Annotated in this window: 14 protein-coding genes; 6 read left to right on the top strand and 8 right to left on the bottom strand. The window is 65.3% G+C overall.

What is annotated here, in order from left to right:
* Window positions 1-134: 134 nt before the first annotated feature.
* From NL2_RS03265 to NL2_RS03250, 4 genes are all read right to left on the bottom strand, one after another.
* On the bottom strand, window positions 135-962 hold the full coding sequence (locus tag NL2_RS03265; RefSeq protein ID WP_068071664.1) for an SDR family NAD(P)-dependent oxidoreductase: 828 nt from the start codon (window positions 960-962) through the stop codon (window positions 135-137).
* A gap of 3 nt (window positions 963-965) precedes the next feature.
* Complete coding sequence (locus NL2_RS03260) at window positions 966-1,469, bottom strand: VOC family protein (RefSeq protein ID WP_068071662.1); 504 nt, start codon at window positions 1,467-1,469, stop codon at window positions 966-968.
* On the bottom strand, window positions 1,466-2,839 hold the full coding sequence (locus tag NL2_RS03255) for an aromatic ring-hydroxylating oxygenase subunit alpha (RefSeq protein ID WP_068071660.1): 1,374 nt from the start codon (window positions 2,837-2,839) through the stop codon (window positions 1,466-1,468). The genes NL2_RS03260 and NL2_RS03255 overlap by 4 nt, the downstream gene beginning before the upstream one ends.
* A 231-nt stretch (window positions 2,840-3,070) precedes the next feature.
* On the bottom strand, window positions 3,071-3,829 hold the full coding sequence (locus NL2_RS03250) for an SDR family NAD(P)-dependent oxidoreductase (protein ID WP_068071658.1): 759 nt from the start codon (window positions 3,827-3,829) through the stop codon (window positions 3,071-3,073).
* Window positions 3,830-3,975: 146 nt separating this feature from the next.
* Between NL2_RS03250 and NL2_RS03245 the strand changes: the two genes are divergently transcribed.
* Window positions 3,976-4,782 (top strand): SDR family NAD(P)-dependent oxidoreductase, encoded by an 807-nt coding sequence (locus NL2_RS03245; RefSeq protein ID WP_068071940.1) that lies wholly within the window; start codon window positions 3,976-3,978, stop codon window positions 4,780-4,782.
* Between the two features lie 126 nt (window positions 4,783-4,908).
* On the opposite strand, the gene NL2_RS03240 is transcribed toward NL2_RS03245, so the two are convergent.
* Window positions 4,909-6,534, bottom strand: coding sequence for an AMP-binding protein (locus NL2_RS03240; RefSeq protein ID WP_068071655.1), 1,626 nt, complete (start codon window positions 6,532-6,534; stop codon window positions 4,909-4,911).
* 191 nt (window positions 6,535-6,725) lie between these two features.
* On the opposite strand from NL2_RS03240, the gene NL2_RS03235 reads away from it, so the two are divergent.
* From NL2_RS03235 to NL2_RS03225, 3 genes are read left to right on the top strand one after another with little or no spacing between them, the layout of a single operon-like run.
* Window positions 6,726-7,904, top strand: a complete 1,179-nt coding sequence (locus NL2_RS03235; protein WP_068071653.1) for an aromatic ring-hydroxylating oxygenase subunit alpha — start codon at window positions 6,726-6,728, stop codon at window positions 7,902-7,904.
* 14 nt (window positions 7,905-7,918) lie between these two features.
* Window positions 7,919-8,710 carry a sugar phosphate isomerase/epimerase family protein gene (locus tag NL2_RS03230; RefSeq protein ID WP_068071651.1) on the top strand — a complete coding sequence of 264 codons (792 nt, stop codon included), beginning with the start codon at window positions 7,919-7,921 and terminating at the stop codon, window positions 8,708-8,710.
* Complete coding sequence (locus tag NL2_RS03225) at window positions 8,707-9,078, top strand: EthD domain-containing protein (RefSeq protein ID WP_068071649.1); 372 nt, start codon at window positions 8,707-8,709, stop codon at window positions 9,076-9,078. The genes NL2_RS03230 and NL2_RS03225 overlap by 4 nt, the downstream gene beginning before the upstream one ends.
* A gap of 18 nt (window positions 9,079-9,096) precedes the next feature.
* Here NL2_RS03225 and NL2_RS03220 read toward each other — a convergent pair whose 3' ends face one another.
* The 3 genes from NL2_RS03220 to NL2_RS03210 all read right to left on the bottom strand — a co-directional run bounded on the left by NL2_RS03220 (window position 9,097) and on the right by NL2_RS03210 (window position 11,895).
* Window positions 9,097-9,789, bottom strand: a complete 693-nt coding sequence (locus NL2_RS03220) for an SDR family NAD(P)-dependent oxidoreductase (protein ID WP_245647552.1) — start codon at window positions 9,787-9,789, stop codon at window positions 9,097-9,099.
* Window positions 9,786-11,126, bottom strand: coding sequence for an aromatic ring-hydroxylating oxygenase subunit alpha (locus NL2_RS03215; RefSeq protein ID WP_068071938.1), 1,341 nt, complete (start codon window positions 11,124-11,126; stop codon window positions 9,786-9,788). The genes NL2_RS03220 and NL2_RS03215 overlap by 4 nt, the downstream gene beginning before the upstream one ends.
* A gap of 136 nt (window positions 11,127-11,262) precedes the next feature.
* Window positions 11,263-11,895, bottom strand: a complete 633-nt coding sequence (locus NL2_RS03210; protein ID WP_245647551.1) for a TetR/AcrR family transcriptional regulator — start codon at window positions 11,893-11,895, stop codon at window positions 11,263-11,265.
* A 222-nt stretch (window positions 11,896-12,117) separates the two neighbouring features.
* Here NL2_RS03210 and NL2_RS03205 point away from each other — a divergent pair, with 222 nt between their 5' ends.
* Complete coding sequence (locus tag NL2_RS03205; RefSeq protein WP_245647550.1) at window positions 12,118-14,496, top strand: TonB-dependent receptor; 2,379 nt, start codon at window positions 12,118-12,120, stop codon at window positions 14,494-14,496.
* Between the two features lie 61 nt (window positions 14,497-14,557).
* Window positions 14,558-15,640, top strand: a complete 1,083-nt coding sequence (locus tag NL2_RS03200; RefSeq protein WP_084355820.1) for a nuclear transport factor 2 family protein — start codon at window positions 14,558-14,560, stop codon at window positions 15,638-15,640.
* The last annotated feature ends 3 nt before the right edge of the window (window positions 15,641-15,643 follow it).

The following is a 15,643-nucleotide window of genomic DNA, read 5'->3' as shown; positions in this document are numbered from 1 at the left end:
TCATCCTGAGCTTGTCGAAGGACTGCCCTGTTATTGGTGCGGTTTTGCGCATCCTCAAGATGAAGGACGATCCTTCGACAAGCTCAGGATGAGCGGGGTTGAGGGATGGCTGATCGTGTTGCCGGATTGCCGCCTCAATACTTCACGTTGCGCGTAAACCCGCCGTCCACGGTCAGGTTCACGCCGGTGATCCACGAGGCCTTTTCGCTGGCAAGGAACAGCACCGCGTTGGCGATTTCCTCGGGCTTGCCGAAGCGGCCGGCGGGGTGGCGATCGAGATTGGCCTGGTAGTATTCGGGCATCGCGTCCTTGAGGAAACCCCAGCTGCCATCATCGATGTATACCGGCCCCGGGCATACGCAGTTCGCGCGGATGCCGTCCTTCATATAGTCGATCGACAGCTGGTGGGTATAATTGATCAGCGCGGCCTTGATCGCGCCATAGCTCAGCCCGCCCTCGCCGAACGCGTGGTTCTCGATCGCGGTGATCGTCGACAGCGCGACGAACGCCCCGCCGCCCGCCTCGCGGAACCACGGCAGCGCGCCGTCGAACATCGTCACTGCCGACATCAGATCGACGTTGTAGTTGATGTCCCAACCGGTGCGGTTGCGCGGCACGCCGCCCAGCGCCGATGCGCCGGCGACGACGATGTCGATCCCGCCCATCCACGCCGCCGCCTGCTCCACCCACGTCGCGACGCGGTCGGCATAGCCGACGTCGACCACCCAGCCGCGCACCGTGCCATGGGCCGACAGCGCGGCTTGCGCTTCTTCCACGCCATCGCCTTCCATCGGGTTGGCGAACACGTCCTTGTTGCTGGGATTGGCCTCGCCCCGCCGCGCCCGGCGGCCGCAGAACGCGACAATCGCGCCTTCGTCGAGGAAGGCCTGCGCGATCGCCCGGTTCACGCCGCGCGTCGCCGCGCTGATCAGCACGCGCTTGCCCTTTAGGTTCAGGTCCATCAGTTAAACCGGCAGGATTTCGTCATTGGGATGGATCTCCATGATTTCGAAGACGTTGCCGAAGAAGTCGCGGCAATACGTCGCGGCATAGCCGGTCTTGCTGCCGTCGGGCGCGACCTTGATCGTGGACAGATCGGGCGGGGTGTGCACGCGGATGCCCGCCGCCAGCAGGCGGTCATACGTGTCCCCGATATCATCGACCTGCAGCGCGAAATGGGTGTAGCCGAAGTTGTTGACGCCCTTGTCCGGATCCTGCGCGGGCGAGCGCGGTGCGTGGTATTCGAAGATTTCAAGGTGGGTGTTGCCCAGCCGGCAGATGAACTGGTCGGCCGCGCTGCCGGGCAGGCCCACGACCGCATCGATGAACGGATTGTCGGTCCAGCTGATCGGCTTCACTTCTTCCTTGCCGCCGAGCAGGTCGATGTAGAATTCGCGCGCTCTCGCGATGTCCGGCACCGATATGCCGATATGGTGGACGCCCTGGATGCCCGGAACGGCGTGCGTCATGTCGTTTTCTCCAGATATTTGTCGAGCGTGTCGTGCAAATGGCGGATGCGCGATTCCTGGTAGACCGAGAGCACTTCGCCGCCGCCGTCGCTGGCGTACATGCCCTCGCGCTGCCAGCGCATGATGTCGGTATCCTGATCGAGCACGCTGGCGAGGAACGGATCGACCGAGGGCACGCTGGCGAATGTCTCGTGCTCGCCGATCTCGACCAGTTCGCCCACTTCAAATTCCCCGTCGCGCAGGATCGGGCGCAGCACCATCTGGTCGAAGATCGCGCGGTCGGGGTCATGGCCATCGGGCCGGAACTGCTGGATCAGCGCCAGTCCCGGCGAGGGATAGAACATCACGTTGGGGAACACGCTGTACTTCAGCGAATCGATCATCTCGGCGACCGAAAAGTCCGCATAGTCCAGCCCGAAGTCGGCCTGCATGCTGGTGCGCAGCCGATCGGCCATCACCTGTCGCGCGGTCATCCCCGGCGGCACTTGCGTACGTTCGCCGATCATCGCGCCGTCGCCCACCAGCATCGCGTCGAGCATCTCCTGCTCGCCCAGCCGCGTCTTTGCCGTGGGGCTCGGCACTGCCATGGCGCACAGATCGCGGCTGATATGATCGCTGAAGATATCGTGTTGCATGTTGTGATCGCCGACCACGTGCGTCATCTCGGGGTGGACGAACGGCGTGTGGTACGCCTCCATGAACGCGGCTTGCGCCAGCTTCCAGTTGGCCGGCACGTGCTTGCGCACATGGGTGTGGACGTACCAGCCGGTCATGTCCCACCGCTTGAAATGGTCGGGCAGCACTTCGAGGTATTCGAGCAGCGGCGGGGCTTCGGCGCTCATGTTGATGAACACGAAGCCGTTCCAGCTATCGACCTGCACCGGTCGCAACCCGGCATCGGCGGCGGGCAGGTGCGGGAATTCCCAGTCGCACGGGCGATTGACCAGCCCGCCGTCGAGCGACCACTCCCACGCATGGAACGGGCAGCGCAGCGTCTGCGACCAGCCGGTCGAATTGGACGGCTTCAGCTTGGTGCCGCGATGGCGGCAGCTGTTGCGATAGGCCTTCAGCCCCTCGGGCGCACGGACGATGACGATCGACAGCCGTGCGAGGTCATAGACGTAAAAGTCGCCGACTTCGCGCAAGTGTTCCTCGCGGCAGGCGAACTGCCACACGCGCTTCCACATCCGCTCGATTTCGGCATCGAAGAACGCGGGGCTGTTGTACCGCTCGAACGGGATCGGCCGCAGGTCCTGCGCCGGGTTGCTTTGCGCGCGCAGCACGGGCGGCAGATCCCCGCCGTCGGACGCGGCGATGTCCTGCCAAGTGTTGCCCGGGTAATGCTCGTGACCAAGTTGCTGGACATCCATGCCGACTCTCCCGCTGCGGGTCCGTTGCCCCGCGCGAGATGGCATTGTGGACCTGCATGAATGCCGCTCAACCCCACAAAAAGATCAGGCCTGCCGGTTTTTTCGCACGCGCATTATCGACGCTCGGACGCACGCTTCACTCAGCAGACCAGCACGATAAACCATGTCACCCAAGGCAACGTGATTCACCGCATCGGTTACAGCGCGTTCATAAAATGCGCGGCGCTGAGGTCAGAACTGGACGCGCTTTGTGTAACCACCATCGATAACCACGTTGGTTCCCGTGGTGTAGGACGAGGCCGGGCTGGCGAGGAACACGATGGTCTTGGCCACTTCGTCCGGCCCGCCCCAGCGACCCAGCGCGAACTGTGCTTCGGTCGCGTCGTACAGTTCCGGCGCGGCGCCCTTGATCGCTTCCCAGTTGCCGCCTGGGAATGCGATCGGCCCGGGCGAAACCGCATTGACGCGGATGCCCTTGGGGCCGAGCGCCTGGCCCAGCTGCTTGGCATAGACCAGCAGCGTGCCCTTGAGGGCGTTGAACGCCTGCGGGACGATGAACGTCTCGACCCCGGCGGTGCTCGACATGAACACGATCGCGCCGGCGCCGCTCTTTTCGAGGTAAGGCTCCAGCGTCTCGCAGCCGATCACGGTGCCCTTGACGTCGACGTTGAAGCAGATGTCCCAATCACCCGTGGCGCCCGAACCCGACGAACTGGCGCCGGGGACGAAGATGTCGCAACCGCCAAGCCGATCGGCGGCGGACTTGAGCCACGCCGCATAAGCATCGAGGTCGGAAATATCGAGCGCCTCGCCGATGACCTTGCCGCCTTGCGCAGACAGCGCCTTGACCGTTTCGTCGACCTGTTCCTGGTTGCGTGAGAAGAACGCGATGTCGCAGCCTTCCGCAGCGAAGATTTCCAGCGCGGCGCGCCCGATGCCGCGGCTGCCGCCGGTGAGTATGACCTTCTTGCCCTTAAGCCCCAGATCCATCGTATCGCTCCTCAATCCCGACAACACAGCTTGTTGCCCTGCTCCATGCGGGCGGGCAGCGATACAGGCCACTGCCCTTTTGATCAGGAATTGCCCGTCGCGCGATCATGGTAGCCCGGCGGCAACAAGCGATCGGGGAGATGACGATGGGACGGCTGGCAGGCAAGCGCGCGGTGGTGCTGGGCGCAAGCAGCGACGGCAACATGGGTCAGGTGATCGCCCGGCGGCTGCTGGACGAGGGCGCGCGCGTACTGGTATCGGGGCGCAAGGCCGATGTGCTGGAAGCGTTCGCGCAGGAAACCGGGTGCGACTGGACGGCGTGCGACCTGACCGACGAGGCCAGCGTCAATGCCCTGGCCGAAACCGCTGTGACCCGGATGGGCGGCGTGGACATCGCGATCAACGCCACGGGATGGGGCCTGCTGAAGCCGTTCCTCGAAGTGACGCGCGCGGAGCTCGACGCGATGACCGCGCTGCAACTGGTCGGCCCGCACCAGTTCTTCCAGGCGATGGTCCGCAAGATGGCGAAGTCGCATGGCGGCACTGGCGGATCGATCATCACGATCAGCTCGGCCACGGCCACGATCATGCTCAACGACCATGCGATCTACATGGGCACCAAGGCCGGCACCGACCACATCGTGCGCTGCATCGCGCACGAGTTCGGGGCGGACGGCATCCGCGCCAACTCGATCTCGCCCGGCCTCACCGACACGCCGATGAACGAGGAAGCCAAGCAGGTGCCCGGCCTGTTCGAAAGCTTCCGCGCCTCCTATCCCCTCGGCCGCTGGGGCACGTCGGACGACGTCGCGGCGGCGGTCGTCTTCCTCGCCAGCGACGAATGCTTCATGACCGGTGAGAACCTGCAGGTGAACGGCGGACTGACGTTGCGCCGCAACCCCACCCGCGATGAAATCAGCGCCAGCGTGGCGGCGGCGATGGCGAAGGGTTGAGGTAAAGCGTCGTCCCGGACTTGATCCGGGACCGCTGGCGATCTGGCGCCTACCGGCCACCGGTGCCGGATCAAGTCCGGGACGACGCAAGGTTCGCGACGACGTTCCGCCCAAGACCGCGCACACTCAGCCCCCCAGCTTCTCCTTGATGTCCGCGCGCAGCTGATCCTTGCGGATCTTGCCCGATGCGGTGCGCGGGAAGTCCTCGACCAGTTCGAAGCGTTCGGGGATTTTCTGCTTGGCCAGCCCGCTGTGCGCGACATGCGCCGCCAGCGCTGCGGCATCGAGCCCGGCATCGGAGCGGATCACGTAGGCGCAGATGCCCTCGCCCAGCCGCGCGTGCGGCATGGCGACCACGCTGGCCTCGCACACGCCGGGATGGGTGTGGAGCACGTCCTCGATCTCCTTGGCGGAAATGTTCTCGCCGCCACGAATGATCAGGTCCTTCTTGCGCCCGGTGATCGTCACTGCGCCGTCTGCAGTCAGCACGCCGAGGTCGCCGGTGCGGAAATAGCCGTCGGGCGTGATCGCCTCGCGCGTCTGGGCTTGGTCGGCATAGCCCATCATCATCGCTGGTCCGCGCGCGAGGATTTCGCCCTCCTGCCCCGGCAGCAGATCGCGATCCTCGCCATCGACGATGCGCACCCGGTAATCGACCACCTGGCCGTCGGTGGTTGCGGCGAGGACTTCGTCCTGCGGCCAGCCGAACGTGACGAGCGGCACTTCGGAACTGCCGAACACCCGGAACGCCTTGCAGTTTTCGAACGCGGCGTTGGCGGCGGGGATCACCTCGGCCGGGACCGCCGCACCGCCGCAGGCAAAGAAGCGCAGGCTGGGCAGGCGCTTGGCAGCGGCACGCGCGGCAGCGGCGAGCTCGACCAGGAATGGCGTGGCCGCGACCGTGCCGATCAGATTGTGACGTTCGATCAGCGCGAGCGCCTCGCCCGCGTCCCAGCTTTCCATCAGCACGGTGCGCGTGCCGCAGATCAGCGGCAGTTCCAGCCCGTTGGCATAACCCGAAACGTGCGTGACCGGCGACGGCATCAGCGTCGCCTCGCCCGCCGCGATGCCCCAGTGCGCCGCGCTCACCCGCACGATGCGCTGCAGCGTGACGTGGCTGTGCAGCACGCCCTTGGGCCGCCCGGTGGTGCCCGAGGTATAAAGCACCATCTTGACGCCCAGCGGATCGACCTGCGGCCGGTCGAACACGGCACCGCGCCCTTCGGCGACCAGCGCGGCGTAATCGTCGGGGCCATCGCCGCGCACGGTGAACACATGGGCCAGATCGGGCAGCGCGGGGCGGATGCGCGCGGCCATCGCGGCAAAATCGGTGTTGCGGAACTTGTCGGCGATGAAGATCGCGCGCGCGCGGCAATCGCCCAGCATCATCGTCACTTCAAGGTCGCGATAGATCGGCACGATCGGGTTGACCACCAGCCCCGACAGCGCCGCCGCCAGGTTGATCACCGCCGCCTCGCGCCAGTTGGGCATCTGGAACGCGATCACATCGCCGGCACGCAAGCCGCGTCGGTGGAGCGAGGCGGCCAGCGCCTGCGCATCCTCGACCAGTTCGGCGAGGGTGAACTGACCGGTGCCGTCGATCATCGCGACGAAGCCGGGATCGGCGCCCGCCCGTTCGATCGCCTGATCGGCAATCGTGCGGCGCTCCCACGCGTTGCCGTCCGCGAATTCGCGCTGGTGGGTTGCGGGGATGTCGAGCCACTCCCAAGGTGGCGTTATATTGTCGTTCACGCGCGCACTTTCGCGCGGTCCGGCACCAACGCCAATTGGCGAAAAGGGCAGGCACCTGTCACCTGTCCCAGCTTGTTCGCGGCGCGGCGATGGCCGAAATACGCGGCGAAGCCCCAAATGGTCAGCCTGGTACTGCTGAGGCCCAGATGGTTGAGAATCGCCCCAAACGGGCAAGCGAGAGGTATGCCGCGATGAATCGCATCGAACGCGTTGGCGATGTCGCCGAAATCATGCTCGACTATGTCGAGAACAAGCAGACCCACCAGACCGACAAGACGCTGACCGTCCCCACCCGCAGCTACACCGACAAGGATCAGTGGCGCGCGGAAATGGAACTGGTGTTCAAGCGCGTGCCGCTGATGCTGGCGTTCACCGCCGAACTGCCCAACCCCGGTGACTACAAGGCGATGGAAGCCGTGGGCATGCCGGTGCTGATCAACCGCGACAAGGCGGGCAAGGTCCGCGCGTTTCTCAACGTGTGTTCGCACCGCGCCGCGCCGGTCGCCAGCGAAGGCCATGGCAACTGCCCGCGTTTCACCTGCAAGTACCATGGCTGGACATATGGCCAGGACGGCAAGCTGATCGGCATTTCCGAGGCGAGCAAGTTCGGCGAGGTCGACAAGTCCGCGATGGGCCTGCGCGAACTGCCGTGCGACGAGCAGGCGGGCATGATCTTCGTGTGCCTGACGCCCAACGCGCCGATCGACATCGACGGGTTCTATCGCGGCTTCCTCGACGATTTCGCCGCGCTCGATTTCGACAAATGGACGTATCTCGGCAGCCGGACGATCGAGGGCGCCAACTGGAAGATCGCGTTCGACGGCTATCTCGAAGGCTATCACTTCGCCTCGCTGCACCCCGAAACCATCTTCCCGCGCACGCCGTCCAACTGCATGCATTACGAAGGGTTCGGCGCCAACATCCGCATCGGCTTCCCCCACCACAAGATCGGCGAGGCGCTTAAGGACGTGCCGCGCGACCAGTGGGGCACGCAGGAAAACAACGGCTTCGATTTCGTGCGGATCATGTTCCCCAACGTATCGGTGTTCATCGCGCCCGAGATCACGCAAGTGGCGCAGCTGTTCCCCGGGCCGACGCCCGACAAGAACCGCACCGTGCTCAACTACTTGCGCCGCGAGCCGATCCGCGACGAGGAAGACCGCGCCGCTGTGGAAGCCGCGATGACCTTCTTCCGCGACGTGACGTATAACGAGGATTACCTGATCGGGCTGGAAATCCAGCGCGGTTTGGAAAGCGGCGCGCACGACGATCTGGTGTTCGGGCGCAACGAGCGCGGCAACCAGTACTTCCACGAATGGCTCAACTGGTATCTCGAGGATGACGCGGAACTGCCCGAGCCGGTGCTGTAAGCGAGCGCGGCAGCATGAACCCGATTTCGTTCGCATCGGGCATCGTCCCGGAATTCGGGCCGGTTGAAACGATCCGCGCGGCCGCCGCCGGTGGCTTCGATGCCGTGGGGCTATGGGTCGACCCGACCGAGTGGACGGCCGCGACAACGCGTGACGCGCGCGCCGCGCTGACCGAAACGCGGCTGCCGCTGCTCGATGTCGAGGTGATCTGGCTCAAGCCGGGCGAACCGCTCGACGATCACCGCCGGGTGATCGACATCGGCGCCAATCTGGGCGCGGCCAACGTGCTGTGCGTTTCGTCCGACGCCGATCATGGCGCAACCGCCGATAACCTGGCCGAACTGTGCCGCCACGCCGAAGGCAGCGGAATGCGCGTGGCGCTGGAATTCGGCGTGTTCACCGAGGTCAAGAACCTGACGCAGGCGCTGGCGGTGCTGGATCGCGTGGCGCACCCGCTGCGCGCGCTGCTGATCGATCCGATCCATGTCGACCGGTCGGGCAGCGCGATCGAGGCCATCGCCGCGATCGATCCCCACCTGCTGCCTTACGCCCAGTTCTGCGATGCCCCGGCCACGCGCCCGGATCCCGCGAATTTCGACGCGGTCATCATCGACGCGATCGACTTGCGCGAACAGTGCGGCGCCGGTGTGCTGCCGTTGGCGGACCTGTACCGCAAGCTGCCCGCCGGCGTGCCGCTGAGCATCGAATTGCGGTCCAAAGCCCTGCGCGACGCCTTCCCCGATGCAAGCGACCGCGCCCGCGCCGTCGCGGTGGCAACGCGCAGCTGGCTGAAGGCCAACACGTGACGGTGACCGTCCTGACCCTGCTCAAGCGCAAGGCGGGCATGAGCAAGACCGACTTCGTCGCCTATTACGAAGCGCGGCACCGGTTAATCGGCGAACAGGTGCTAGGCGGCTGGGCGACTCGCTATGAACGGCGGCACATCCATCCGGTCGAAGGCAACGACGTCGACTGGGATTTCGATGTCGTGCTCGAGATCGACTTTCCCGATGCGACCACCCGCGATGCGTGTTTCGCCGCGATGGCCGATGAGGCGACCATGGCGATGATCGTCGAGGACGAGGAACGCCTGTTCGACCGCAGCCGTCTGCGGACGTACTCGGTCGAGGCGCACGCATCGGTGCTGCCACCGGTCACCCGCCAGAGCGCGTGACCGGAACAGCCCGCATTCTCACCAGGCGTGGGGTTCGCCGTTCCACTTGTAGAAATCGCCCGAGTGCTCAATCGTCCAGTCCTGCGCCAGCTTGCGGATCGCCGCGGCGCTGTCCTGCGGGGTGATTTCGGCACCGGGGCCGCCCATGTCGGTCTGGACGTAGCCGGGGTGCAGAATGCCGATGACGATGCCGCGATCCTTGAGGTCGGTGGCGACCGAGCGCATCATCCGTGCCATCCCGGCCTTGGTCGCGCCATAGGCATAGAACCCGCCGTAGGGCCAGGTCGAGGCGGCCAGCTGGCTGGAGAAGTTCATCACCCTGGACCCGGCCTTCATGCGCGGCAGGAACGCCTGCAGCACGCGCAGCGGGCCCTTGAGCATGATCTCGATCGCCTCGTCGAACTGCGCCCAGTCGGTGCTGTCCAGCTCGGGCTCGACCTTGCCGATGATCCCGGCGACATTGTAGACAAGATCGATCGGCCCGTCGCCGGTCGATGCCGCACCCGCCCGGACCGAGGCGTCGCTGGTCACGTCCATCGCGTGAACCGTCAGCTGGCCGTCCGACCCTGCCGCCAGTTCGTTGAGCGCGGTCGCGCCCGCCGGATCGCGCGCCAGGGCATAGACCCGATCACCCGCCGCCAGATGCTGTTTCGCCAGCTCAAACCCGATGCCGCGCCCCGCGCCGGTAATCGCCACATTCGCCATGCTCATCGTCTCCCTTCGAGCCAGTCGTTCAGTATTTCATGGAAGAAGCGCACGCGCGTTTCCTGCGCCGACAGATAGGCATCGCGATACCCGCGCGAGTGCATGCCCGCCTGCATCCCTTCGGCCAGCTCCATGTCCTGATACACGATCTGCCCGGCGAGTTCGGGAATACCACGCCCGCCGTCGAAATTGCGGTGCTCGCACACCTCGACCTCGCGCAGCGGCTTGGGCCCGGCCATGATCGATTCGACCGTGTCCTGCCCCGCCACCGGGAACGCCATGCACCACAAGTCGAAATAGCACTTCTCCGGGTCATCCGGATGCGGTTCGGAGCGGAAGAAGATCAGGTTGTCGGGCAGGAAACTGATCGTCACGTTGGGGAAGATCACCGTGTGCGGGCTGTCGGTGATCTCCTCGTCGTCCATATGCTCGTAGTGCAGGTAGCCGCGCTCCTGCCACAGCTTGCGCTTGGCGGCCTTCAGATCGAGCCAGCCCTGCATCGCCATGTCTTCATAGCTGGCATAACCCGCCGGATCGACGCCCCACTCGCGCAGGATGTATTCGAACGGATGCTGCACGCCGTCGGGCAACCGATCGGACAGCGACGGGCGCATCGGCTGCACCGTGCGGCCATGCCCTTGCGGCCACATCTCATGGCGCGCGGTATCGACATCCTGGTCGATCCACGGTGGCACTTGCGGGTGCGCGGTGCGGGTGTGGTAGCTTTCGCTGAAGTTGTCGGTGACGAACTTCCAGTTGGCGTCGATCGCGATGCGATACCACGCGACGCGCACGGCGGTATCCATCGGATAGCGCGCATAAACCTCGGGCATCGGCGCGAGGTAGTCGTGCAGGCTCTGCCCGTCGGGGTCCATCGAGTACCACACGAAGCCGCCCCAGGTGTCGCAGCGCAATTCTTTCAGGCTGAGCTTGCCGCACGGGTTCCCTTGCGGGAAATCGTGATCGTCCTGCACGCTTTTGAGCACGCCGTCGGTGCCCCATTTCCAGCCGTGGTAGGGGCAGGCGAACGCATCGACCGACGAGCTTTGCCTGACCATACGCATGCCGCGATGGCCGCAGGAATTGTAGAACGCCCGGATCGATCCGTCGTCCTGGCGCACGCAGATCACCGATTCCTTGAGGAAGTCGTGCACCACGAAATCGCCCGGCTCGGGCATTTCGGCGGTGCGCCCGGCGACGTGCCAGATGCGGCTCCACAGCTGGTCGGCTTCCTTCTGCGCAAATTCGCGCGAGAAATAGCGGTTGCCGGTGATGGCATCGCCGCGCAAGTTGGCCGGATCGCGCCCGTCGAGCGGCGCCGAAACAGGGGCGGTCTCGTTCATGGTCATCCTCGTTCCCGTGTTGCTCCCGATCCGCTGGCGGGACCGTGCGCAAGGTGTGAACCACTCGGGCGGATCGATAAACTAACACTTGCTCTAGAAATCCGGCAGAGCTGCCGGTTTTTTCACATCCGCGCGTTCAGGGCATGTCGTACAGCGAACGGACCACGCGGGCGACCAGCTTGCGCACCTCCTCCAGCCGCGCCGGCCCCAGCACCGGGCGTTGCAGCAGCATCCCCATGTGCGCCGCGATGGTGAAGTCGTTGCCCAGCTTCATCGCGTCCCAGTGTTCGCGCCACTGGGGGAATGTCTCGATCATCTCGCGCACCCAGACATCGTCGAAACGCTGCGCCACCGGCGCGAAGTGGGCGTCGAGTTCGGGATCGGTGCGCGCCGCGACCGCCAGTTCGATGTAGGCGGCGTATTCGCGCGTCTGCACGCTTTGCCAGTGCAGGTCGCTGGCGATCTCGACCATGCGGTCGGTCCCTTGGCCGCTGCCCCCCGCCCCGATGTATGCGGTCACGAATTCGTGCATCCGCTGGTAGAAGACATGTTCGACCAGCGCGGACACCAGATCCATCCGCGTCGCGAAATGGTGATGCATCGCCCCGCGCGAGACGCCGGCCCGTTCGGCCACGCTGCTGGTCGAGAGGCCGGAATAGCCCTTTTCCACCAGGCAATCGATCGACGCCTCGATCAGCCCTGCCCGCGTGCGCGCGCTTTTCTGCTGCTGCCAGCGCGACGGCTCGACCACCGGCCCATCCGGCCGCATCGCCGCCAACATCCTGTGTCGAATCGCTGTACCGGTCATCGTCATCATCCCTAGCACATGCCGCCGCAGGCCCGGTTGCGCCGCCTAATCAAAGTTTCAGTTACGCCGCCCCGATGCTGCGCGCATAAAACCGGCAGCAACGCCGGTTATCCAATTGCGATCCGGCCAACACGTTTTCGGCGATCGGGCAATAACGCCCGGCGCATCAAGGGGAGAGCAGGCATGAAGCGGCACTTTGCACGATACATGGGCGGGGCACAGCTCCTGGGCGGCCTGTCGTTGCTGGCCCTGTCGGCCGCGCCGGCGCTGGCGCAGACCAAGCCCGCCGCCGATGCCGCAGCCGCAGACACCGCCGACGCCTCATCGGGCGGTATCGCCGAAATCGTGGTGACCGCGCAGAAAAAGGCCGAAAACCTTCAGGACGTGCCGATTTCGATCGCCGCCGTGGGTGAGGCGCAAGTCGCCAACCTTCACGCCGTGACGCTGCAGGGCCTGCAGGGCGCAGTGCCCAACGTCGAGATCGGCAACTTTTCCAACACCCCCAACACCGCCGTATTCACCATTCGCGGCATCGGCGTGATCGAGCCCGATCCGTATGCCGGCAACACCGTGGGCATCGTGGTCGACAACGTGCCGCAGTATTTCTCGATGGGCGCGCTGCTCGACCTGTATGACATCGACCGGATCGAAGTGCTGCGCGGGCCGCAGGGCACCCTGTTCGGTGCGAACACCACCGGCGGCGTGGTCAACGTGGTCAACCACCAGCCCGACGACAAGCTGGGCGCCAAGTTCGACCTGTCGGTGGGCAACTACGACCACCTGACCGTGGGCGGCGTGCTCAACCTGCCGACGCAGCAGGAAGGGCTGAGCCTGCGCGTATCGGTCAACCACGACCAGCGCGACGGCTATGTCACCAACGTCGTCAACGGCAAGGACATGGGCCACCGCAACGTTACCATCATGCGCGCTGCGCTGCGTTACCAGACCGGCGATTTCGACGCGACGCTGTCGGGCGAATACGATCGCGCGCGCAACGGTGCGCCGGTGGTGGTCGCGGGCGACCTTCCGGGCGAGGCCGAGTTCGTGCCCGCCGGTTTCCGCGGCATGTACACCTCGCCATGCGTACCCGCCGGCAGCAGCTGCAGGGCGCCCAGCCAGTATTTTTCGGCGCTGGACGGCGGCGCGCTGAACGACACGCCCGATATCAGCAACATGAACAACTATCGCGGCGCGCTGACGATGTCGCTCAAGAACACGCCGCTGGGCGATCTCACCTCGATCACCGGCTACCGCAACTTCAACCTGCGGGAATTCACCGACCAGGACGGCACCCCGGTGTTCCTGATCGACACGCGCCGCAACACCAAGGGCTGGCAATTCAGCCAGGAACTGCGCACCGACGTGAAGCTGGGCGACAAGATCAACATCACGATGGGCGGCTTCTACATGAAGACGCACTTCACCCATGAGCAGGACTTGCGCATCAACTTCGCCGGCGGGGTGACCTACAACCCGGATGGCACCGTCAGTTATGGCCTGCCCGGCCTGTTCCAGCGCAACCTGCAGAATCAGGACAACCACTCGATCTCGGGCTTTGCGCAAAGCTATATCCAGCTGTCCGACCGGCTGCGCCTGCAGGCGGGCATCCGCTTCACGCATGAAGAAACCAGCATGCTCGCCTCGACCGCGACCAGCCTGGCGGGCGGCGGCGTGACCACGTTCGACGGCACCGGACCCGACGGCACGCCCAACATCTCGCTCGGCACCGTTGCACCGCCGCTTGGCCGGAAAAGCTGGAACAACGTCGGCTGGAAGCTGGGCGCCGACTACAAGGTGACCGACCACACGCTGCTGTATGCCTACTGGGCGCGCGGCTTCAAGTCGGGCGGGTTCACCGGGCGCATCGGCATCGCGCAGGATCTGGGGCCGTACAACCCCGAGCATGTCGATACCTACGAAGTCGGCATCAAGAGCGAGTTTCTCGATCGCCGGGTGCGCCTGAACGTCGCGGGCTTCTATACCAACTACCGCGACATGCAGCTGGCGCAGATCTACTTCGTCGGGTCCGGGGCCACGCTGACGCAGGGCAACACCATCCTCAACGCCGCCGCATCGCACATCAAGGGCTTCGAAAGCGAGCTGACGATCGCCCCGGTGCGCGGCCTGACGCTGACCGGATCGCTGGCTTATCTCGACGCCAAGTACGCGCGGTTCAACTTCCTGCTGCCCAGCGGCAGCACGCTGAGCCTGAAGGGCCAGCGGTTGCAGAACGCGCCCAAGTGGAGCGGTGCCGCCGGGATCAACTACGAGATGGAACTGGGCGGCGATTATCGTGCGCGGATCGGTGCCAGCTACAGCTACACATCTGAAAAGCTGCTGACCTCGATCATCGACACGGCGCGCGCCCACGTCCAGCCGCAGCATCTCGTCAACGCCAACGCCGACCTGATGATCAACAACCGCATGACCATCGGCGTGTGGGCGACCAACCTGTTCGACAACCGCTACATCAACTCGGTGTTCGATGCGCCGGGCACGATCGGGCTGACCAATTATGCCCCGCCGCGGATGTTCGGCATGTCGTTCAAGCTTGAATATTGACGCTTCCTCCCTGGCCCCGGCCGAGCAATCGGCCGGGGCACTTTTTTGGAACTGCCCGCAGGTGATCACCCCCCAGACCCTTGTCGCGCGCCACCACATCCTCAACACGCTGGCGGTGCACAGCCGCGGTGTGGACCGTGCCGACGCGGCCTTGCTCGGCTCGGCCTACCACCCCGACGCGACCGTCGATTACGGCTTTTTCGCCGGTGACGCCGCCACGCTCGTGGCGATCCTCGCCGGGGCGCAGAAGACCACCCCGCCCACGCTGCACCGCACCTCCAGCTGCTGGATAAAGGTCGCGGGCGACCACGCGGTCTCAGAATCCTACGTCATGGCCTATGCCGAGGAACCTGACCTGCAGCGGCTCGTGCTCGGCCGCTATCTCGACCGCCACGAATGCCGCGATGGCCAATGGCGGCTATCGCACCGCACCTACGTGATCGAGGGCAACATGAACCGCCCGACCACCGTGGTCCGCGACGATCCGCCGCTGGCGCCCGATCACTACGTCCCGCAAGGTGCCAAGGGCGCCGCCGATCCGGGCCGTGCGCTGCTGGCCTTCTACGCCGCGCAAGTTGCCGCCGCCATATCTACCAAGTCTGCCCCCACCGGAGCTTCCGCCATGACCCAGCCTGCCCCTTCCGGACTCGACGCCGCGCTCGCCCGCGCCGAGATCCACGACTTGTGCATGGCCTACGGCCGCGGCGTCGATCGCGCCGACGAGGCGCTGCTGCGCTCGATCTTCACCGACGATGCGACCGTGATCACCGGTGTGATCAACGGCAGCGGGGCGGAATTCGCCCGGCAGATCTGCACGTTCGTCACCAGCGAGCTCGACTTGTGCTTCCACTCGGTCGCCAACGAATGGGTCGAAGTGAACGGCGACGAGGCAGTCGGCGAGCATTACGCGCTGGCGCACATGGTCAAGGACGGGTTCGACGTGATGACCGGCGGACGCTATCTCGATCGCTATGTCCGCCGCGACGGCAAGTGGCTGATCCAGGCGCGCGCATTCGTGACCGACTGGAACACCTCGCACCCCTCCACGCTCGAACGCAGCGGATTCTACGAGGCGCTGAGCATCTGGGGCAGTTTCGGGAAGACCGATCCGGTCTATGCCCACTGGGCCAGTCTGGAAGCCTGACCC

The organism is Novosphingobium lentum NBRC 107847 (assembly GCF_001590965.1).
GTDB classification, from domain to species: Bacteria; Pseudomonadota; Alphaproteobacteria; order Sphingomonadales; family Sphingomonadaceae; genus Novosphingobium; species Novosphingobium lentum.
This window is presented reverse-complemented; position numbering and strand designations above follow the sequence as displayed.

What these genes read in the sequence shown, in the direction of transcription:
- NL2_RS03265 (WP_068071664.1), bottom strand. Translation starts at nt 962, where the DNA reads ATGGACCTGAACCTAAAGGGCAAGCGCGTGCTGATCAGCGCGGCGACG.
- NL2_RS03260 (WP_068071662.1), bottom strand. Translation starts at nt 1,469, where the DNA reads ATGACGCACGCCGTTCCGGGCATCCAGGGCGTCCACCATATCGGCATA.
- NL2_RS03255 (WP_068071660.1), bottom strand. Translation starts at nt 2,839, where the DNA reads ATGGATGTCCAGCAACTTGGTCACGAGCATTACCCGGGCAACACTTGG.
- NL2_RS03250 (WP_068071658.1), bottom strand. Translation starts at nt 3,829, where the DNA reads ATGGATCTGGGGCTTAAGGGCAAGAAGGTCATACTCACCGGCGGCAGC.
- NL2_RS03245 (WP_068071940.1), top strand. Translation starts at nt 3,976, where the DNA reads ATGGGACGGCTGGCAGGCAAGCGCGCGGTGGTGCTGGGCGCAAGCAGC.
- NL2_RS03235 (WP_068071653.1), top strand. Translation starts at nt 6,726, where the DNA reads ATGAATCGCATCGAACGCGTTGGCGATGTCGCCGAAATCATGCTCGAC.
- NL2_RS03230 (WP_068071651.1), top strand. Translation starts at nt 7,919, where the DNA reads ATGAACCCGATTTCGTTCGCATCGGGCATCGTCCCGGAATTCGGGCCG.
- NL2_RS03220 (WP_245647552.1), bottom strand. Translation starts at nt 9,789, where the DNA reads ATGAGCATGGCGAATGTGGCGATTACCGGCGCGGGGCGCGGCATCGGG.
- NL2_RS03215 (WP_068071938.1), bottom strand. Translation starts at nt 11,126, where the DNA reads ATGAACGAGACCGCCCCTGTTTCGGCGCCGCTCGACGGGCGCGATCCG.
- NL2_RS03210 (WP_245647551.1), bottom strand. Translation starts at nt 11,895, where the DNA reads ATGCGGCCGGATGGGCCGGTGGTCGAGCCGTCGCGCTGGCAGCAGCAG.
- NL2_RS03205 (WP_245647550.1), top strand. Translation starts at nt 12,118, where the DNA reads ATGAAGCGGCACTTTGCACGATACATGGGCGGGGCACAGCTCCTGGGC.